Here is a 17,547-nt window from a genome sequence, read left to right as displayed (position 1 = left end):
GCCAAGTCCATGACCCACCTCACCCTGGCCGCCACCCTAGGCCCGCTCCAGACATGGCTGACGCAGCTCGCAACGAGCAGCCGCCATGGCCGTCGCCGCGCCGGGTTCGATCCGCGCGAGCTGTCGCTCCACCTTGGCAGGGACCTAGGCTTTCGCGACGGCCGCGACCCGGCCGGCACGATCAGGTAGCCGTTCCAGCTCTTGGCTTCCTCAATGGCAGGCTGTAGCCTCGAAGGCAGGCCATAAAGCAGGGGGGTCCGGCGCATGCTGCTGTCCGCAAGGTCGTTCGTCCGCCGTCTGGCGTGGCTCCTCCCCGCCCTTGCCCTTGCACCGACGCCCTCATCCGCTCAGACCGCGACGACCGAGCAAGTTACCGCCGCGCTGGCGCAGCTGGAGCAGTTGGCCGAAGCAGCCATTTCAGACGGCAGCGTGCCGGCGCTCGCCATCGGCGTCGTCCACGACGACAAGGTTGTCTTCCTCAAGGGTTTTGGGCTGCGCGAGGCCGGCAAGCCGGAAAAGGTCGACGCCGACACGGTGTTCCAGATCGCGTCGATGTCCAAGCCGATCTCGGCGACGGTCGTGGCAGCACTGGTCGGCGACGGCACCGTTTCCTGGGATGCGAAGATATCTGATCTCGACCCCGCCTTCCGCCTCAATGACCCTTACCCGACAAGCCAGCTCACCGTTCGCGACCTGTTTTCCCATCGCAGCGGACTTCCCGGCACCGCCGGCGACGATCTCGAGGAAATCGGCTACGAGCGCGCCGAAATCCTGCGACGGCTCCGGTTCGTATCGCCTTCGTCGAGCTTCCGCGCCGGCTATTCCTACAGCAATTTCGGCCTGACCGAGGGCGCGGTCGCCGCAGCCATCCCGACGGGCAAGACCTGGGAGGACGTCGCCGAGGAAAAGCTCTACCGTCCACTCGGCATGACTTCGACAAGCTCCCGCCATGCCGATTTCGTCGGTCGCGCCAACCGCGCCACGCTCCACGTCAAGGCCGACGGTGGCTGGGCCGCCTGGGTCGAGCGGCAGCCGGACGCACAGGCGCCGGCCGGCGGCGTCAGCTCCACGGTGCGCGACCTCGCCCAGTGGCTTCGGCTCGAATTGGCCAACGGCAGCCATGACGGCAAGCAGCTCATCGCAGCCACAGCACTCGACCAGACACATATCCCGCTGATGACGCGCGGCAAAAACCCGGTCAGCGGCGGCCAGTCCTTCTACGGCCTCGGCTGGAATGTCGAGTTCGGCCGCCATGGCCTGAGCTGGGGCCACGCCGGCGCCTTCAGCGTCGGCGCTCGCAGCCTCGTCACCTTGTTCCCTGAACGGCAGCTCGGCATCGTCATTCTCGCCAACGCTTTCCCGACCGGCGTGCCCGAGGGCCTGTCGGACAGCTTCGCCGACCTCGTCTTCGACGGCAAAGTCGGCAAGGATTGGCTGAAGGACTGGAATGCGATCTACGCCGGCATGTTTGGCCCCGCCGTCGCGGCCGCCCAGGCGACCTACGCCACCTCACCCTCGCCTGCCACGCCGGCACGTCCAGCCACCGCCTATGCCGGCCGCTACGCCAACGATTTCGTCGGCGAGGCCGTCGTCGCGGCAGCCGGAGACGGTCTCGTTCTCAAGCTTGGCCCGGACGGTGCCAGATCCTATCCGCTCAGCCATTTCGACCGCGACATGTTCCTGAGCTTTCCCTCGCCCGAACTCCCCGACATGCCGTCGGCGGTCAGCTTCGTGATCGGCGCCGACGGCACGGCGTCGACAATCACCATCGAGGCGCTCGACGGCAACGGTCTCGGCACGCTGCGACGCACCCGGGAGTAAACCAGTCGAACCTGTCGCGCCACACCTCCAGCGTTTGCGGGCGCAGCCTAGACTTCACCGCAACCGCACCCACGCCATTGAGACCAGATCGACATGACCGCATCGCTCCGCTTCCTCGGCCTTCCCGATCGCCTCGCTGATGGCGGCACGCCCCGTGCGGTGATCTTCTCCGCCGCTCATGGCACCACCTATCCCGGCAAGGACAGCAGCGGATATGCCTTGGCCGCCGACGCCATCCGCGCTGCCAGCCAGGACGACGCCACGCTCGTCGAACACTGGGATTTTGACCTCGGCGGCCCGCTGTTCGACGGCAAGCCTGTCTGCTGCACCGACGCCGGCGACATCGCGACCATCATGCACGACAATGCGGCCAACCGCGCCCGCATCGAAGCCAGGACGCGCGAAATCCTGGCACTTGGCGCTGTGCCGATATTGCTCGGCGGTGACGATTCCGTGCCGATCCCCTTCCTCGCCGGCTTTGCCGATCACGGCCCGGTCTGGGTTCTGCAAATCGATGCCCATATCGACTGGCGCGACGAGGTGCTCGGCGAACGCTACGGCTATTCGAACCCGATGCGCCGGGCCAGCGAGATGCCGCATGTCGCAGGCATGGTCCAGGTCGGCATGCGCAGCGTCGGCAGCGCCCGGCTCGCCGAGATCGAGGCGGCTCGGCGCTACGGCAGCCGCTTCGTCACCGCCCGCGAGCTTCATGCCCATGGCGTCGAGGCAGCACTCCGACACATACCTGAAGGCGCGCGGGTCGTCGTCACCCTCGATTGCGACGGTCTCGATCCAAGCATCATGCCGGGGGTCGCCGCACGAACGCCCGGCGGCCTCACCTACACGCAGGCGATCGATCTGATCGCCGGCCTCGGCAAGCGTGCGCGGATCGCAGGCTTCGACCTCGTCGAGTTTTATTCGCCCGCAGACATCGACGGCCTGACGGCAGAGACGGCATCCCGCCTGATCGTCAATGCGATCGGCGCGATCGTCCGGCAGCGCTGAACCAGGCTGTGCGTGCAACGAGCCTACTGAGCCGGTCTGGGCTCCGACATAGCACTGCCGAACAGCCGCGTGGGCGATGTTCGCGCGCAAGGCGATGACATGAAGCGTCAAGCATCGCCATGTCGGCGACGATTGCCGCATCCGCAAGGTTATGTGTTCGTCGGTTGGCGACTGATGCCACGCGAAGATAACTCCCGGCATGGGCTGCCGGGAGAAACCAGCTCGATACGCTCAGCAGGGGCCCTGGTCGTCGATGACGCGATAGCCCGAGGAATCGGCTTCACAGGCGTTCGGGAAGGTCCGGAGCGTGTCACCGCGGCGGCCGCAAACAGGGCGATACTCCCTGGTACAGAACTGGTCTCCCCGGCCACCGCCGCCACCACCGCCCCAGCCATCGTCACCGCCACCACGGCATTCGCCGCCACGGATAATGCGGTAGCCGGCGGCCTCCGCCATGCAGGAATTGGCGAAGGTCTGACGGTCGCCGCCACGGCGCGCGCAGACCGGGTCATACTCGCGGGTGCAGAATTGCGGGCCCGGATCGGGGCGCGGCGGGCGCGGGCCGGGACCCGGGCCGTCCTCGACGACCACGCAAGAGGCCAGCATCAGCGACAGCAACGAGGCGACAGTTGCTTTTCGCGCAAAGGTCTTTGCCGAAAAAACCATGAAAACAGCTCCCTCTCATCCCCGCCCGTGCGGGAAATGTTCCAGCCCCTGCCCCGATCCTGGCGATTCTGTCAACGAATGCAATCGGGATCGGCGAAACTGGCGCCAACAGGCGCGGCAATCTGGCCAATGGCGCCTTTAGAAATGTCGTATATTTATGCGACGCTGCGAAGTGCCTACCGCCCTTGCCGCGACATCTTGCAACCTACGCGTTTCCATGCAATATCAGTTTCAGTTCGGGCGTTTGCTGACCCGGAGACTGGAACGTTTTGCACGACCCTTTCCCCGATACTGTGAATCTCTGACGACCCCGTGACTCGGCGGGGGGTTTAATCGTGCGCAAATGCATGACCGCCAAGCAAACCACCGACGTGCCGCCGACGCCAGGCGGTCGGCATGTCCAGACCACTGAACGGGTGAAGGAGTTCTCCCAATGACCCAGACCGGTACCGTAAAGTTCTTCAACGCAACCAAAGGCTTCGGCTTCATCACGCCGGATGGCGGCGCGAAGGACGTGTTCGTCCATATCTCCGCTATCGAGGCTTCGGGCCTGCGCACGCTCGTCGACGGCCAGAAGGTCAGCTTCGACGTCGAGCCCGACCGTATGGGCAAGGGTCCTAAGGCGGTCAACCTCCGCGCCGGCTAAGCCGCGTAAGGTTTTTTGCTTTGAAGAGGGGCGCGGTGGATCACCATCGCGCCCTTCTTCTTTGGTGGGTGGCTCCGCAATTATCCGTCGCCAAATCAACGAGATAGTCTCTGCGTCCAGCCGGCGCCACTCTGGCGAGCCACAGCCAACCGTGACATAGTCTTGCCGCGGAGGCAGTATCTGCTTCCCACGCAGAGGAGGCAGACCATGAAGTTGCTGAAGTCTCTGGGCGCAATGCTCCTGGCCGCAGGGCTAGGATATGGCGGGCCGGTCGAGGCGATGCCGGCGGGTAATGCGCCGCAGGCCGATGGCGGGTTGGTGATCCAGGTCCGTGGTTGCCACGGCGACCCGCAGCGCCATTTTGTTCCTCAGTTCGGCCGTACCGAGTGGCATGTCCACCGCCGCCCCGACTGCCGGCCGATCCGGGTCCGCCCGCCGGTCCAGGTGCGCGACTGCCATCGCGAGGTTCGCCGCCACTTCCTGCCGCGCTACGGCAACGTGCCCCACCGCCATGTCGGCCCCAATTGCCGCGTGCGTGTCTATTCGAGGTTCGATCCGCTGCGTCCGCGGCCACCCTCCTGCATCCAGATCGGCCCGATCCGCTACTGCGAATACTAAGCCGCGAAACGCCTTGCATTTGGCCACTTGGGCCCGGTAATTGCCGGGCTTGAGCGGTCTTTGGACAGGTATCGGCAGGCAAAACTTTTGCTTGCCGATGACCCAAAAATGAACGACAAATTTCGTCTTCGGGCATTTGCCGGCCCGAAGACTGGAATTGATGGGATCAGAGGAGTTTCCCATGCCGCAGACCGGCACCGTCAAGTTCTTCAATCATGCCAAAGGCTTCGGCTTCATCACGCCGGACGACGGAGCGAAGGATGTCTTCGTTCATATTTCGGCCGTGCAGGCGTCGGGTCTTCCCGGTCTTGAGGATGGGCAGAAGGTTTCTTTCGACACCGAGCCGGACAAGCGCGGCAAGGGTCCGAAGGCCGTCAATCTGACCGTCGGCTGAGAACCTTCAAGGAGGCCGGAGTTCGTGCTCCGGCCAAGCATGCTGCTGTATTCGCCGCAACGCATATTGGCGTTTGTCGGCGGTAGTCTCTTTGACCCATTGCACCTGAAAATCCGTTCAGGCTGCGTTCAGGCGGGCTCCCCTAGACATAGTGTCGACGCTAAATTCTGGCCTTGATACGGGCCGGACGGCGAAGGAGACCGACATGAACCGTATTTTCAAGACCCTCGTCCTTTCGGCGGCCGTTGCCGCTACCACGTTGACCGCCCTGCCCGCGGCCGAGGCCGGCGAGCGCTGGCGCCGTCACAACCGCCACGACAACACCGGCGCGATCGTCGCTGCGGGTGCGCTCGGCCTCATCGCGGGCGCCGTGATTGCTGGCAACGCCAACCGTTCGCAGCCGGTCTATGACGACTATTACGACTACGAGCCGCAGCCGCGCCGCGTCTACCGCCAGGATTATGGCCAGGACTACTATCGCCCCACCCCGGTGCAGCGCCGTGTGGTCTATCGCGAGAGCTACGCGATCGAGCCGTGGACGCCCGAATGGTACAGCTACTGTTCGGACCGCTACCGTAGCTTCAAGCCGCGCAGCGGCACCTTCACCGGCTATGACGGCGTCGAGCGCTTCTGCGAAGCCAACTGACCGCAGCCACGGGCATGGACTGTGTCGGCCCTCCCTGCCCGGCCGCGGCAGCCAAACCTGAAACAATGACAAAACGGCGCCAGCCTTGCGGTTGGCGCCGTTTTTCATGTGAGGTAGTCCGTTGGGCGAAAGGCTGCTGCGGAGCAGACCGACAGCGGCCGCCTCAGATCAGGCAGACGGCCTGATCGATCCAATCAAACCAGATAGGGATTGCTGCGGCGTTCGTCGCCGAAGCGGCTGCCCGGGCCGTGGCCACAGATGAAGCCGATCTCGTCGCCGAGCGGCAGGAGTTTCTCCTTGATCGACCGGATCAAGGTGGCGTGGTCGCCGCCATAGAGGTCGGTGCGGCCGACAGAGCCCTGGAACAGCACGTCGCCGACATGGGCGAATTTCGCGTCACGGTTGTAGAAGACAACGTGGCCGGGCGCGTGGCCGGGGCAATGCAGCACCTCGAAAACATGAGTTCCGAAGGACACGGTTTCGCCCTCGGTGAGGAACCGGTCAGGCACGCAATTGCGCACCGAACCGTCCATGCCGAATTTCTGGGCCTGGGTCACCAGATTGTCGAGCAGCGGCTTGTCGGCCTCGTGCGGGCCGATGATGTCGACGCCGAGCGTATCTTTAAGCTCCATCGCGCCACCAGCATGGTCGATATGGCCGTGGGTCAGCCAGATCGCCGTGATCGTGATGCCGTTTTGCTTGAGCACCGACAGGATGGTGTCGACATCGCCGCCCGGATCGACAACGACGCCGGTCTTGTCGTCGGTATCGAACAGGATCGTGCAGTTCTGCTGGAAGGGCGTAACCGGGACGATCCCGGCATTGAGCTGTCCCATGGCGGGTCCTTTCCTTGGAGCGCCGTGCGTCCGAATGGACGCACAAAGGACGCTCCAACTGTGTGAATCTGCGCATCGTGCTTTCCGAAGATCGACACCGATTTTCGGGCCGATGCGCCAAGTTCGCCCCGACATAAGGACTGACGCGCGCTTCGTCCATGCCCATTCTGGTGGGTGGCAGGCAGCGCCGCTGATCCAGAAAATGAAAGGGGCGGCCGTAGCCGCCCAATCCGAATTCCAATCTGTAGCGGGATTATTTCTTCATGGCACCCATGATCGCGCCGACGATGGCCGTCACGATGGCACCGCCGCCGGCACCACCAACCACATCGCCGAGAATGCCGCTGAGTGCACCTGCCGTTGCCGGATCAGCCGCGCCGCCGAGAAGGCTGCCGAGGATCTGTCCGCCCGCGAGACCGCCGACGCCACCGGCGAGCAATTTCGTCACCTGCCCCATCGCCGCCGTCTTGATCGCCGCGCCGACGGCCTGTCCACCGATAACGCCGGTTACAATTTGTATGATGATAGGAAGAAGCGATTCGATAACAATTCCCTCCAAATTGCATGCCGGCCCTCAGTATGCCGACAGCAACATCAGACCCCGAAATCGGGGAATGTCAAATTGGACGAGGAAGACGCAAAAAGGGCGGTCCGAAAACCGCCCTTCTTCAAGGTCAATTAATTGATTCTGCTTGTTATTCAGCAGCAATCGCGTGCTTGGGCTGAACCGCCGCAGAATAGTCGTTCATCAGCGTCTTGGCGATTTCGCCGACCTCGAATCGGTACTGCCCGATCTCCGAAACCGGCGTCACTTCAGCCGCCGTGCCGGTCAGGAAGCATTGCTCGAAGCCTTCCAGTTCGTCCGGCATGATCACCCGCTCGACGACTTCGAGGCCGCGATCCTTGGCGAGGCCAATGACAGTGCGGCGCGTGATGCCATCGAGGAAGCAGTCCGGCTTTGGTGTATGCACCTTGCCGTCCTTGACGAAGAAGATGTTGGCGCCTGTGGCCTCGGCGACCTGGCCGCGCCAGTCGAGCATCATCGCATCGGCATAACCCTTGGCCTCGGCCGCATGCTTGGACAGCGTGCAGATCATGTAGAGGCCGGCAGCCTTGGACTTCGACGGTGCCGTACGCGGGTCGGGGCGGCGCCATTCGGCGATGTCGAGGCGGATGCCTTTCAGCTTCTGCGCCGGGTCGAAATAGCTCGGCCACTGCCAGATCGCGACGGCGACATTGATGCGGTTCTTATGGGCGGCGACGCCCATTTCCTCGCTGCCACGCCAGGCGATCGGGCGCACATAGGCGTCCTTGAAGCCCTGCTTCTTCAAGAGCTCGCGGCAGGCATCGTCGATCACCTCGACCGAATAGGGAATGGTGAAGCCCAGGATGCGGGCGGACTCGTGCAGGCGCTCGGTGTGCTCGGTCAGCTTGAAAATCTCGCCGCCATAGGCGCGCTCACCCTCGAACACCGCGCTTGCATAGTGCAGACCATGGGTTAGTACGTGTATCTTGGCGTCGGCCCATTGGACGAACTCGCCGTTCATCCAGATGAATCCATCGAGCTTGTCGAAAGGAACGGATGCCATGGTAAACCTTCCCGCAGGCGGGAGCCTGCCTATCGTTTCGTATCGTTCTTGATGGCCCGAAGGGGCCTGATGGATAAAGCGTAGGCGGGGCAGAATACCAAAGCAAACTCACGATGTTTCGGAAAAAACCACCGCACCTTGCCTTTTCGTTCGCAATCCGCCGAAAAGCTTGGCAAAAATTACCATCGCACCTAATTTATGTCAATAGTGCTGACATAAATTGACGAACAGGAATTCTATGGCACAACGCAGCGGCGCAACCGCCCAACCGATCCGCACCGCCGTGACGGCAGACGAAGGCATCGATTTCTCGATCATCGAGCTGATGTATTTCGCCTATCGCGACTTCACTTCCGACCCCGACCAGATCCTCGCCGAATACGGTTTCGGCCGCGCCCATCACCGCGTGCTGCACTTCGTCAACCGCCTGCCCGGACTGACGGTCGCCGAGCTGCTCGACGTGCTCAAGATCACCAAGCAGAGCCTCGCGCGGGTGCTCAAGCAGCTCATCGACGCCGGCTACATCGTTCAGGTGCAGGGGCCGCGCGACCGGCGCCAGCGCGAACTCTACCCGACGCCCAAGGGCCGTACATTGACACTGGCGCTGGCGCGGCCACAGTCACGCCGCATCCATGCGGCACTGGAGGGCGCGGGAGAGACCGAGCGCGCCTGGATCGAAAGATTCCTCAAGGCGATGGTCAATCCCGAATTAAGGGCGCAGATTGATCATCTGCCCGGAAACACGCCGGGGAAAGACCATGGAGAATAACGACAAGACGGCCAGCCAGGCCACGTTGGGCGACGATGCTCCGCATCTGCTCGTCGTCGACGACGACACGCGCATCCGCAACCTGCTCAAGCAGTATCTGACCGAAAACGGCTTTCGCGTTACTGTCGCGGGCAATGCAGACGAAGCGCGGCGCAAGCTTGCCGGCCTCGACTTCGACCTTCTCATCCTCGACGTGATGATGCCGGGCGAAAACGGCATCGAATTGACCAAGTCGCTGCGTGACCAGAAGGACGTGCCGATCCTGATGCTGACGGCATTGTCGGAGACCGACAGCCGCATCACCGGCCTCGAGGCCGGCGCCGACGACTATCTGCCCAAGCCGTTCGACCCGCGCGAACTGATCCTCAGGATCAACAACATCCTGCGCCGCGGCGGCCCGGCGGCAACACCGAAGGTCGAGCAGTTGGTGTTCGGCCCCTACACCTTCCAGATCGCCCGCCGCGAACTGAAGCGTGGCGGCGAAGCCCTCAAGCTGACCGACCGCGAGCAGGAAATCCTCGCCATCTTCGCCGCGCGTGCCGGCGAGACCATCCCGCGCCATGAACTGGTGACCGGCGACTCGGAAGTCGGCGAGCGCACCATCGACGTCCAGATCAACCGTCTGCGGCGCAAGATCGAGCGCGATCCGGCCAATCCCGTCTGGCTGCAGACGGTACGCGGCATCGGCTACCGGCTCAGCGTGGAGTAGCCGGAGCAGTTCCGGAGGGCCGGTTGTTGAAGCCGGTCACTCCGAGGTAACATGGCCCGCCGGCAACAACTCTTCCGCATCAAGCGGGCCGGCGCGGGAGAAACGGCCATGTTACGTGCTATCACGCTTGCATTTGCCCTGTCTGTCTTGCCTGCCACCGCATTCGCCCATTCCTGCCCGAGCATCATGGCGGCGATCGACGCTGCTCTGCCCGCCTCCACGCTCGCCGAGGCGGACATGACGAAGGTCAAGGAACTGCGCGCCAAGGGCGAACAGTTGCACGCATCCGGCGACCACGCCGGATCGGAAACAGCCCTCAACGAAGCCAAGAAACTGCTCGGCATCTGACCGCCAGACGACTTCGGGCCGTGTCAGCGGCCCGAACCTCGTCATCCCCCGTTCATCAACCTGGTCGCAACGGCGGGCAAATTTTGTTGTGCCGCAACACGTGGGTCGGACGCTCTGTCTGTCCGCGCCCGAGATCATCGACGCACTGGCGACACAGTCTCGGCACAGTTCCGGGTGATCTTCTCCAGGCATCGGTAAATCCAGAGCCATTTGGCGCTGTAGGAAAAAGCCTTATGTTTTCAGCATCGGGCGAGACGGAGTTTGACAACGTAAGCTGTTGAACTTCAAAGACAGTTTCAGAACGATCCGGCGTGGGCTAGGATCGAGGCGAGCCGGCCGGAACCTGACCGGTTGGCGGCAAGTGGAAGGGCGGATGGCAACCACCGACATGGAACGGCCCGGCGGAGGCAGGCTCGGCACACGCATGTGGCGTGCGCTGACGGCTGTGCCGCGCAGCTGGAACCGCTTCTGGCGACGTGTCTCCATCTACATGCCGAAGCGGCTCTACGCGCGCTCGCTGCTCATCGTCATCACGCCGATGATCCTGCTGCAGTCGGTCGTCGCCTTCGTCTTCATGGAGCGGCACTGGCAGACGGTGACTGTGCGCCTGTCACAGGCGGTGACGCGTGACATCGCCGGCATCATCGACCTGCTCGACACCTTTCCGCAGCCCGAAAGTTATGCCCAGATCATCCGCATCGCCCAGGAGCGCATGTCGCTGAAGATCGACCTGTTGCCGGCCGAACCCCTGCCCCCGCCTGGCCCGAAACCGTTCTTCTCGATCCTCGACCAGGCGCTGTCGTCGGAAATCCGCAAGCAGATTAACCGGCCGTTCTGGCTCGATACCGTCGGCAACTCCAACATCGTCGAAGTGCGCGTCCAGCTCGACGACAAGGTATTGCGCGTGTTCGTGCGCCGCAGCCAGGCCTATGCCTCGAACACCCACATCTTCCTGCTGTGGATGGTCGGCACGTCACTGGTCCTGCTGATGATCGCCATTCCGTTCCTGCGCAACCAGATCCGCCCGATCTTGCAACTCACCGAGGCTGCCGAAAGTTTTGGCAAGGGCCGGCCGATGCCGGTCAACTTCCGGCCACGCGGCGCCGAAGAAGTGCGACGCGCCGGTTTCGCCTTCATCCAGATGCGCGAACGCATCGAACGCCAGATCGAGCAGCGCACGGCGATGCTGACCGGCGTCAGCCACGACCTGCGCACCATCCTGACGCGCTTCAAGCTGCAGCTGGCTCTGTCAGGCAGCAAGGTCGACACCGAAGCACTCAGCCAGGACGTCGACGACATGCAGTCGATGCTCGAGGCCTATCTGGCTTTCGCCCGCGGCGAGGCTTCGGAGGATCCCGGCCGCTTCGATCTTGCCACCTATCTCGACAGGCTGGGTGACGAAGCCAAGCTGCGCAAGCGCAAGCTCAAGATCACGCTCGTCGGCGAGCCCGAGGTGCATGTTCGCCCCAATGCGTTCAACCGCCTGCTGCAGAACGTCGTCGGCAACGCCTTCCGCTATGCCAAGGAGGTCGAGGTCAAGGCGGTCCACGATCGCGGCATGCTGGTGGTGATGGTCGACGACAACGGCCCCGGCATTCCGGAAGAGAAGCGCGAAGAGGTGTTCAAGCCGTTCTACCGCCTCGACGAGGCGCGCAATCTTGATTCGACCGGCACCGGCCTCGGCCTGGCCGTCGCCCGCGACATCGCCCGCAGCCATGGTGGCGACATCAAGCTGAGCGACAGCCCGCTGGGCGGCCTGCGCGCCATGATACGCGTGCCGGCCTGATCAGCCGCGGCGATCGAGCCGCGTCACCAGCCTGTCGCCGATCCACTGGATGCCACAGACGAGCACGATCAGCACAGCCACGACCGCAACCATGACAGCCGTCTCGAAACGCTGGTAACCGTAGCGAATGGCGAGGTCGCCGAGCCCGCCCGCACCGATGGCACCCGCCATGGCCGAGGCGCCGACCAGCGTCACCAGCGTAACGGTGAAGCCGGCAACGATGCCTGGCAGTGCCTCGGGTACCAGCACCTCACGGATGATCGCCCAGCGCCCGCCGCCCATGGCGCGCACGGCCTCGATCAGGCCACGGTCGACTTCGCGCAGCGACACTTCGGCGATGCGCGCATAATAGGGCGTTGCGGCAATCGCCAGCGGTACGATCGCCGCCCAGGTGCCGATCGACGTGCCGACGATCAACCGCGTCACTGGGATCAGCGCCACCAGGAGGATGATGAACGGCACCGAGCGGAAGCCGTTGACGAGTGCGCCGAGGATGCCGTTGACCCAGCGATTGCAGGCAATACCGCCGCGGTCGGTGGCAACGAGCGCCAGGCCGAGCGGCAAGCCGAAGACCAGAGAGATCAAGCCCGATGCCGCCGTCATCAGCACGGTCTCCCACAACGAGCGCAGAAGAAGTTCAAGCATTGTCTGTGACATAACCAAGCACCTCGACCCGCGCTTTCCGGGCATTCAGGAATTCGATTGTTTCGGCAATACCGCGCGATGCAGTGTCGACGCCGAGGAACAGCGTGCCGACAGGCTCCCCCTGTATGGTGTCGATGCCGCCATGGACCAGCCGGAACCGGCCGGGAACCGACGTTGCCAGTTCCTGGAGCAGCGGCCGGCGCGCTGCTTCGCCTGCGATGTCGACGCGCAGGATGGCCTCGCGTCCAACGCCGGTTAGCCGTGTGGCGATCGCCTGCGGCAGCTGCGGCCGGATGCCGGCGAGCAGGCTGCGTGTCACTTCGGTGCGCGGGTCGGCGAAGATCGACCACACCGGCCCTTCCTCGACGATTCGCCCGGCATCGATGACGGCGACGCGGTCGGCAATGCTGCGGACCACCTCCATCTCGTGGGTGATCAGCAGGATAGTCAGGCCGAGCTTTTGGTTGATGTCCTTCAGCAATGCCAGGATCGAGCGCGTCGTCTCTGGATCGAGCGCCGAGGTCGCCTCGTCGGAGAGCAGGACCGCCGGCCGCGCGGCGAGCGCGCGCGCGATGCCGACACGCTGCTTCTGCCCGCCCGAAAGTGCCGCTGGGTAGGCCTTGGCCTTGTCGGCGAGACCGACGAGTTCGAGCAGTTCGGCGGCACGCCTGAGCCGCTCGTCCCTGGACTGGCCTTCGATCTTGAGCGGCAGCGCGACATTCTCCTCGACAGTCTTGGCCGACAACAGGTTGAAGTGCTGGAAGATCATGCCGATACGTCGGCGCAGCGGCTGCAGATCGCGCTCGCTGAGGCCAGTGATCTCACGGCCCTCGACGAAGATCTGGCCACTGTCGGGTCGCTCCAGTCCGTTCAGGCAGCGGATCAGCGTCGACTTGCCGGCGCCGCTGCGGCCGATGATACCAAGTACCTCGCCCTTGCGCACGGTGAGCGAAACGCCGTCGACGGCCGGTGTCTGGCCGAAGCGCCGCCTGAGGTCGACGATGCGCACCACCGTCTCCGACAGCGCAGTATCGACAGGGGACGCCCCTTCGATGGGTGCAAGATGCTGGGTCATGAAATTCCCTCGGCAATGCGGAAGGCGGCCCGCCATTCATGGCAGGCCGCCTCCATTGTAATCAGTCGTCAAGCTCAGTAGGCGGCGACGCCGGTGCCCTTGTAGACGCGGTCGAACTCGGCCTTGACGGTCGGGTTCTGATAGGCGGCGACAAGCTTCTTGACCCAGCCTTCGTTCTCGCTGCCGGTCTTGACGGCGATGAAGTTGCGGTACGGATTTTCTGCGACCGGCTCCTGGGCGATCCGGTTCTCTGGCGTCAGCCCGCTCTTCAGCGCCCAGTCGGTGTTGACCACCGCGGCGTCGAGATCCTCGACCGAACGGCCGACGATGCCGGCGTCGAGTTCCTTGATCTCGAACTTCTTCGGATTATCGACGACGTCGGCGACGGTTGCCAGGATGCCGATGCCGTCCTTGAGCTTGATCAGGCCGGCGTCGGCGAGCACACGCAGGGCACGGCCTTCGTTGGAGGGATCGTTGGGCACACCGATGACGGCGGCTTCCGGCAGCGCCTCGACCTTGGCGTGCTTCTTCGAATAGAGCCCGATCGGCCACAGGCCGGTGTAGCCGACTGGGGTAATATGGTAGCCCTGCGTCTTGATCTGGTTGTCGAGATAAGGCTGGTGCTGGAAGGCGTTGGCGTCGATCTCGCCGCGCTCCAGCGCCTCGTTTGGTTGGGTGTAGTCGTTGAACACGACGGTTTCGATGGCGAGGCCCTGCTTGGCGGCCTCGGCCTTCACCACGCGCCAGACATCCTCGTCCTCGCCTGAGATGATGCCGACCTTGATCGCGGTCTTATCCTCGGCGAGCGCCTGTTGCGGAACGGTGAAGCTGATGACGGTGACGACGGAGGCGAGCAGCGCGGCAAATGCCGTGCGGCGGCTGATCGTGTTGCGGTTGGAAAGGGACTTGGTGATCTCTGTCATTTCGAATTCTCACTGAGAGCCGTTGGGAGGATGGCTCGCCCCGCTCAATGCGAAGCTTGGCCATATCCTCGGCAAACGCCCCTCTCCAGGCAAAGGATCGGATTTCACGCCGAGCCCCGCCCCGGGAAAAATCGTCACAAAGAAAATACCGGTTCGGGCAGAACCGACCTCGCCCGCGCATGACCCGAAAATCCGAGTCGATTTTCGGGTCATGCATCACTTCAAATCGGTACAGCGTCCTGCGGGCATCCGAGTGGACGCGCGGCGCTGCAGCCGTTGCGAACAAAGCCGTCGTCATTCCAGCGTCATGCAATGCTGCTCAAAGGCGCCTCGCAATGAATGGAGGACCGCTGATTCCCGGCAGGCCGGGACGCGGACAACGGGGAAGACGCCCTTGCGCATCCTGATGGTCACCGACGCATGGCGTCCGCAGATCAATGGCGTCGTCCACACGCTCGAACGACTGGCCGAAACCCTGACCGCCTTCGGTGCCGAGGCCGACTTCCTGACACCCAACATCTTCCGCACCTTGCCGATGCCGACCTATCCCGACATAAGGCTGGCGCTGACCACGCCCGGCAACGTGGCGCGGATCATCGAGCAACGGCGACCCGACCACATCCATCTGGTGACCGAAGGCCCGCTCGGCATGATGGCGCGGCGCTATTGCCTCGCCAACAAGCGCCCCTTCACCACAAGCTACCACACCCGCTTTCCCGAATATGTAAGCGCCCGTCTGCCGCTGCCGGAGAGCTGGACCTACGGCCTGCTGCGCAATTTCCACAACTCCGGCCAGGGCTGCATGGTCGCAACGCAGTCGCTCGCCGACGACCTGGCATCGCGGGGCTTCGAAAAACTCCGACCATGGACGCGCGGCGTCGACATCAACCACTTCCATCCCGACAAGAAGGTCGAGATGGACCTGCCGCGGCCGATCTTCCTGTGCGTCGGCCGCATCGCGGTGGAGAAGAACCTGCCAGCCTTCCTCGACCTCGACCTGCCCGGTACCAAGGTGCTTGTCGGCGACGGGCCAGAACTCGAAAGGCTGAAGGCAAAATATCCTGAGGCGCATTTCCTCGGGCGCCGCCCGAGCGACGAACTGGCCGAGATCTACGCCTCATCAGACGTTTTCGTCTTCCCGAGCCGCACCGACACCTTCGGCAATGTCATCATCGAGGCGCTGGCCAGCGGCACGCCTGTTGCCGCCTATCCGGTGACTGGGCCGATCGACATAGTCGGCGACGGCATCGGAGGCGTTGTTTCGGAAGACCTGCGCGAGGCAGCACTGGGCGCACTCAAGGTCGACCGCACCGAGGCCCGCGAACGGGCCATGCGCTACACCTGGAATGCCTGCGCCGAAATGTTCCTGGACAATGTGAAGGCGGCTTACGCCGCGTGATGCCCAGCGCATCCGCGATTCAGGTCAGGCCGAGTCGAAAATGGTGGGTTCCGAGAACCGGAACGGACCCTAAATTTGGGTACGTGAGTACCGGAAACGCAGGGAGCCGCCATTTGCAGGCCGGCCTCACCTGAATCCTAGAACAGGCGGCCGCCGTCCGGCACCTTGCGCTCTATGGCGCCGAGCACGACGTCGCCGTCCTCGTCGGGGAAGCCAAGGGTGAGCACTTCCGACATGAACGGGCCGATCTGGCGCGGCGGGAAGTTGACGACGGCGAACACCTGCCGACCCAGCAGCGTCTCGGGCGTATAATATTTGGTGATCTGCGCCGACGATTTCTTGACGCCGATATCGGTGCCAAAATCGATCTTCAGCTTGAACGCCGGCTTGCGCGCTTCCGGGAACGGCTCGACCTCGACGATCGTGCCGGTGCGTATGTCGACCTTGTCGAAATCGGCAAAGCTGATCTCCGCTTTCGGCGCCTTGTGCGAACTCATCCGACAGTCTCAGGCGTTGCCGTGCGTCTCAAACAGCACGCTGGCCAGTGCGTCCTTGGCCGAGGTGCCCGACCAGACGACGAACTGGAAAGCCTGGAAATAGCATTCGCAGGCTTCAAGCGCCGATGACAGCAGCACTTCGACCTGCTGGCTGGTCGGCTCGACGCCGCCGGCGAGCAGCAGCGACTGGCGGAACATGATCGCGCCTTCGGTTTCCCAAAGATCGAAATGCCCGAACAGCATCTGCTCGTTGATCAGCGACAAGAGCCTGAGAATCTCAAGCGTACGGCTTTCAGGCACCTTGACATCGAAGGCGCATGCCAGATGCAGGGCCTCGAAGTCTTCCATCCAGGAAAACGACACCTGGTACTCGGTCCAGTTGCCGACGACTGAAATCGAGATCTCGTCGTCGCCGGCACGTTCGAACGCCCAGTCGTTGTTATGAGCCACCTGCTCGATGACATCCACCGGATGGATTTCGCGGGAGAACTCGAGTTCGAGAAGTTCCATAAATGCTTCCTGTCGTTCCGGGCGCGTCATCGCGCTCCGCGCGGGGGACACACACGACGAACTTATTCTTGAACTCGGACGACCAGCGCTGCCGGACTCAATACCCCCCAGCCGGACCGCGCCATCCGGTGCACGACGGTGTTTCGAATCGTGCAGTAAATTCAGTGTATTGATCGTGACTCTCGTGAACAGCCCAATTTTTCGCAACGTCCCATTCGGATGTGGAAACAGGCTGCGGCGCAGATTCACAAAGCGCCGGTAAGCGATTCACGACAAAGCACTTTTTCGGATGGCGCTTTGTGGAAAAGTTAACGAATTATTTCTTTGTACGGGGCTTTGGCGAGGCCGCCGGTGAGGCCGTGTCGGCATCTTCACCGGCGCGGCCGGCGAGTTGAGCCTCGAGTGCCTCGATGCGGGCAACCAGCGCCTTGTTTTCGGCACGAGCCTTGATCGCCATGTCGCGAACCGCCTCGAACTCCTCGCGCTGGACCAGTTCGAGCGAATTCATCGCCCGCTCGGCCTGCGAACGGAACGCGGTTTCGACCTCGCGCCTGACGCCCTGGGCGGCACCCGCGGCATCGGTCATCAGCTTGGCGAATTCATCCAGAATGCGGTTCGGTCCGGTCGTCATGGCTAACCCTCGCGTTGTCCATTCGACGTAGTGG

General features: G+C 63.4%; 22 protein-coding genes. 12 read left to right on the top strand and 10 right to left on the bottom strand.

Annotated elements, in window-relative coordinates; translation table 11 throughout:
* Nucleotides 1-9 precede the first annotated feature (9 nt).
* The 3 genes from IG197_RS22690 (at nt 10) to IG197_RS22680 (ending at nt 2,826) form a co-directional block, all read left to right on the top strand.
* On the top strand, nt 10-189 hold the full coding sequence (locus IG197_RS22690) for a hypothetical protein (RefSeq protein WP_182573317.1): 180 nt from the start codon (nt 10-12) through the stop codon (nt 187-189).
* Between the two features lie 75 nt (nt 190-264).
* Entirely contained in the window at nt 265-1,821 is a 1,557-nt protein-coding gene (locus tag IG197_RS22685) for a serine hydrolase (RefSeq protein WP_192315086.1), read from the top strand.
* A 93-nt stretch (nt 1,822-1,914) separates the two neighbouring features.
* Nucleotides 1,915-2,826 carry an agmatinase gene (locus tag IG197_RS22680; protein WP_192315085.1) on the top strand — a complete coding sequence of 304 codons (912 nt, stop codon included), beginning with the start codon at nt 1,915-1,917 and terminating at the stop codon, nt 2,824-2,826.
* A 231-nt stretch (nt 2,827-3,057) separates the two neighbouring features.
* On the opposite strand, the gene IG197_RS22675 is transcribed toward IG197_RS22680, so the two are convergent.
* The gene (locus tag IG197_RS22675; RefSeq protein WP_067959479.1) at nt 3,058-3,492 is read right to left on the bottom strand and encodes a Kazal-type serine protease inhibitor domain-containing protein; all 435 of its coding nucleotides are present in this window, start codon (nt 3,490-3,492) and stop codon (nt 3,058-3,060) included.
* Between the two features lie 433 nt (nt 3,493-3,925).
* Here IG197_RS22675 and IG197_RS22670 point away from each other — a divergent pair, with 433 nt between their 5' ends.
* The 4 genes from IG197_RS22670 to IG197_RS22655 all read left to right on the top strand — a co-directional run bounded on the left by IG197_RS22670 (nt 3,926) and on the right by IG197_RS22655 (nt 5,796).
* Entirely contained in the window at nt 3,926-4,138 is a 213-nt protein-coding gene (locus tag IG197_RS22670; protein WP_067959476.1) for a cold-shock protein, read from the top strand.
* A 207-nt stretch (nt 4,139-4,345) separates the two neighbouring features.
* The gene (locus tag IG197_RS22665) at nt 4,346-4,756 is read left to right on the top strand and encodes a hypothetical protein (protein ID WP_067959474.1); all 411 of its coding nucleotides are present in this window, start codon (nt 4,346-4,348) and stop codon (nt 4,754-4,756) included.
* A 181-nt stretch (nt 4,757-4,937) separates the two neighbouring features.
* Nucleotides 4,938-5,150, top strand: coding sequence for a cold-shock protein (locus tag IG197_RS22660; protein ID WP_018428999.1), 213 nt, complete (start codon nt 4,938-4,940; stop codon nt 5,148-5,150).
* Nucleotides 5,151-5,355: 205 nt separating this feature from the next.
* On the top strand, nt 5,356-5,796 hold the full coding sequence (locus IG197_RS22655; RefSeq protein WP_192315084.1) for a BA14K family protein: 441 nt from the start codon (nt 5,356-5,358) through the stop codon (nt 5,794-5,796).
* 194 nt (nt 5,797-5,990) lie between these two features.
* On the opposite strand, the gene IG197_RS22650 is transcribed toward IG197_RS22655, so the two are convergent.
* The 3 genes from IG197_RS22650 to IG197_RS22640 all read right to left on the bottom strand — a co-directional run bounded on the left by IG197_RS22650 (nt 5,991) and on the right by IG197_RS22640 (nt 8,221).
* The gene (locus IG197_RS22650) at nt 5,991-6,632 is read right to left on the bottom strand and encodes an MBL fold metallo-hydrolase (protein WP_067959467.1); all 642 of its coding nucleotides are present in this window, start codon (nt 6,630-6,632) and stop codon (nt 5,991-5,993) included.
* A 253-nt stretch (nt 6,633-6,885) separates the two neighbouring features.
* Nucleotides 6,886-7,176 carry a hypothetical protein gene (locus IG197_RS36290; RefSeq protein WP_154384769.1) on the bottom strand — a complete coding sequence of 97 codons (291 nt, stop codon included), beginning with the start codon at nt 7,174-7,176 and terminating at the stop codon, nt 6,886-6,888.
* Nucleotides 7,177-7,327: 151 nt separating this feature from the next.
* The gene (locus IG197_RS22640) at nt 7,328-8,221 is read right to left on the bottom strand and encodes a branched-chain amino acid aminotransferase (protein ID WP_154384768.1); all 894 of its coding nucleotides are present in this window, start codon (nt 8,219-8,221) and stop codon (nt 7,328-7,330) included.
* Between the two features lie 238 nt (nt 8,222-8,459).
* Here IG197_RS22640 and IG197_RS22635 point away from each other — a divergent pair, with 238 nt between their 5' ends.
* From IG197_RS22635 to IG197_RS22620, 4 genes are all read left to right on the top strand, one after another.
* Entirely contained in the window at nt 8,460-8,990 is a 531-nt protein-coding gene (locus IG197_RS22635; RefSeq protein WP_067959459.1) for a MarR family winged helix-turn-helix transcriptional regulator, read from the top strand.
* Nucleotides 8,980-9,699 carry a response regulator gene (locus IG197_RS22630; protein ID WP_067959456.1) on the top strand — a complete coding sequence of 240 codons (720 nt, stop codon included), beginning with the start codon at nt 8,980-8,982 and terminating at the stop codon, nt 9,697-9,699. Before IG197_RS22635 ends, IG197_RS22630 begins: the two co-directional genes overlap by 11 nt.
* A gap of 108 nt (nt 9,700-9,807) precedes the next feature.
* Nucleotides 9,808-10,047, top strand: coding sequence for a hypothetical protein (locus IG197_RS22625; RefSeq protein ID WP_067966263.1), 240 nt, complete (start codon nt 9,808-9,810; stop codon nt 10,045-10,047).
* A gap of 373 nt (nt 10,048-10,420) precedes the next feature.
* The gene (locus IG197_RS22620; protein WP_154384767.1) at nt 10,421-11,833 is read left to right on the top strand and encodes an ATP-binding protein; all 1,413 of its coding nucleotides are present in this window, start codon (nt 10,421-10,423) and stop codon (nt 11,831-11,833) included.
* Here the strand turns inward: IG197_RS22620 and IG197_RS22615 are convergent, their stop codons facing one another.
* The 3 genes from IG197_RS22615 to IG197_RS22605 all read right to left on the bottom strand — a co-directional run bounded on the left by IG197_RS22615 (nt 11,834) and on the right by IG197_RS22605 (nt 14,476).
* Nucleotides 11,834-12,490: a methionine ABC transporter permease gene (locus tag IG197_RS22615; protein ID WP_067959453.1), complete on the bottom strand. Its 657-nt coding sequence runs from the start codon at nt 12,488-12,490 to the stop codon at nt 11,834-11,836. It lies immediately after the preceding gene.
* Complete coding sequence (locus tag IG197_RS22610) at nt 12,471-13,553, bottom strand: methionine ABC transporter ATP-binding protein (protein WP_192315083.1); 1,083 nt, start codon at nt 13,551-13,553, stop codon at nt 12,471-12,473. The genes IG197_RS22615 and IG197_RS22610 overlap by 20 nt, the downstream gene beginning before the upstream one ends.
* Before the next feature lie 74 nt (nt 13,554-13,627).
* Entirely contained in the window at nt 13,628-14,476 is an 849-nt protein-coding gene (locus IG197_RS22605; protein WP_192315082.1) for a MetQ/NlpA family ABC transporter substrate-binding protein, read from the bottom strand.
* A gap of 394 nt (nt 14,477-14,870) precedes the next feature.
* Here IG197_RS22605 and IG197_RS22600 point away from each other — a divergent pair, with 394 nt between their 5' ends.
* Nucleotides 14,871-15,875, top strand: coding sequence for a glycosyltransferase family 1 protein (locus IG197_RS22600; protein ID WP_067959444.1), 1,005 nt, complete (start codon nt 14,871-14,873; stop codon nt 15,873-15,875).
* A gap of 137 nt (nt 15,876-16,012) precedes the next feature.
* Here IG197_RS22600 and IG197_RS22595 read toward each other — a convergent pair whose 3' ends face one another.
* The 3 genes from IG197_RS22595 to IG197_RS22585 all read right to left on the bottom strand — a co-directional run bounded on the left by IG197_RS22595 (nt 16,013) and on the right by IG197_RS22585 (nt 17,513).
* A complete protein-coding gene (locus IG197_RS22595; RefSeq protein ID WP_067959441.1) occupies nt 16,013-16,372 on the bottom strand; it encodes a tRNA-binding protein in 360 nt (119 codons plus the stop codon).
* Nucleotides 16,373-16,381: 9 nt separating this feature from the next.
* The gene (locus IG197_RS22590) at nt 16,382-16,882 is read right to left on the bottom strand and encodes a YbjN domain-containing protein (protein ID WP_067959436.1); all 501 of its coding nucleotides are present in this window, start codon (nt 16,880-16,882) and stop codon (nt 16,382-16,384) included.
* Between the two features lie 316 nt (nt 16,883-17,198).
* A complete protein-coding gene (locus IG197_RS22585) occupies nt 17,199-17,513 on the bottom strand; it encodes an accessory factor UbiK family protein (RefSeq protein ID WP_067959433.1) in 315 nt (104 codons plus the stop codon).
* Between the last annotated feature and the right edge of the window lie 34 nt (nt 17,514-17,547).

It is taken from the genome of Aminobacter sp. SR38, assembly GCF_014843375.1.
In the GTDB taxonomy this organism is placed as follows: Bacteria; Pseudomonadota; Alphaproteobacteria; order Rhizobiales; family Rhizobiaceae; genus Aminobacter; species Aminobacter ciceronei.
Note: the sequence above shows the minus strand (reverse complement) of the source record. Positions and strands in the feature narration are given on the sequence as shown.

Excerpts from the sequence above, each read along its gene's own strand:
- IG197_RS22690 (WP_182573317.1), top strand. The coding sequence starts at position 10 with ATGACCCACCTCACCCTGGCCGCCACCCTAGGCCCGCTCCAGACATGG.
- IG197_RS22685 (WP_192315086.1), top strand. The coding sequence starts at position 265 with ATGCTGCTGTCCGCAAGGTCGTTCGTCCGCCGTCTGGCGTGGCTCCTC.
- IG197_RS22680 (WP_192315085.1), top strand. The coding sequence starts at position 1,915 with ATGACCGCATCGCTCCGCTTCCTCGGCCTTCCCGATCGCCTCGCTGAT.
- IG197_RS22675 (WP_067959479.1), bottom strand. The coding sequence starts at position 3,492 with ATGGTTTTTTCGGCAAAGACCTTTGCGCGAAAAGCAACTGTCGCCTCG.
- IG197_RS22670 (WP_067959476.1), top strand. The coding sequence starts at position 3,926 with ATGACCCAGACCGGTACCGTAAAGTTCTTCAACGCAACCAAAGGCTTC.
- IG197_RS22665 (WP_067959474.1), top strand. The coding sequence starts at position 4,346 with ATGAAGTTGCTGAAGTCTCTGGGCGCAATGCTCCTGGCCGCAGGGCTA.
- IG197_RS22660 (WP_018428999.1), top strand. The coding sequence starts at position 4,938 with ATGCCGCAGACCGGCACCGTCAAGTTCTTCAATCATGCCAAAGGCTTC.
- IG197_RS22655 (WP_192315084.1), top strand. The coding sequence starts at position 5,356 with ATGAACCGTATTTTCAAGACCCTCGTCCTTTCGGCGGCCGTTGCCGCT.
- IG197_RS22650 (WP_067959467.1), bottom strand. The coding sequence starts at position 6,632 with ATGGGACAGCTCAATGCCGGGATCGTCCCGGTTACGCCCTTCCAGCAG.
- IG197_RS22640 (WP_154384768.1), bottom strand. The coding sequence starts at position 8,221 with ATGGCATCCGTTCCTTTCGACAAGCTCGATGGATTCATCTGGATGAAC.
- IG197_RS22635 (WP_067959459.1), top strand. The coding sequence starts at position 8,460 with ATGGCACAACGCAGCGGCGCAACCGCCCAACCGATCCGCACCGCCGTG.
- IG197_RS22630 (WP_067959456.1), top strand. The coding sequence starts at position 8,980 with ATGGAGAATAACGACAAGACGGCCAGCCAGGCCACGTTGGGCGACGAT.
- IG197_RS22625 (WP_067966263.1), top strand. The coding sequence starts at position 9,808 with ATGTTACGTGCTATCACGCTTGCATTTGCCCTGTCTGTCTTGCCTGCC.
- IG197_RS22620 (WP_154384767.1), top strand. The coding sequence starts at position 10,421 with ATGGCAACCACCGACATGGAACGGCCCGGCGGAGGCAGGCTCGGCACA.
- IG197_RS22615 (WP_067959453.1), bottom strand. The coding sequence starts at position 12,490 with ATGTCACAGACAATGCTTGAACTTCTTCTGCGCTCGTTGTGGGAGACC.
- IG197_RS22610 (WP_192315083.1), bottom strand. The coding sequence starts at position 13,553 with ATGACCCAGCATCTTGCACCCATCGAAGGGGCGTCCCCTGTCGATACT.
- IG197_RS22605 (WP_192315082.1), bottom strand. The coding sequence starts at position 14,476 with ATGACAGAGATCACCAAGTCCCTTTCCAACCGCAACACGATCAGCCGC.
- IG197_RS22595 (WP_067959441.1), bottom strand. The coding sequence starts at position 16,372 with ATGAGTTCGCACAAGGCGCCGAAAGCGGAGATCAGCTTTGCCGATTTC.
- IG197_RS22590 (WP_067959436.1), bottom strand. The coding sequence starts at position 16,882 with ATGGAACTTCTCGAACTCGAGTTCTCCCGCGAAATCCATCCGGTGGAT.
- IG197_RS22585 (WP_067959433.1), bottom strand. The coding sequence starts at position 17,513 with ATGACGACCGGACCGAACCGCATTCTGGATGAATTCGCCAAGCTGATG.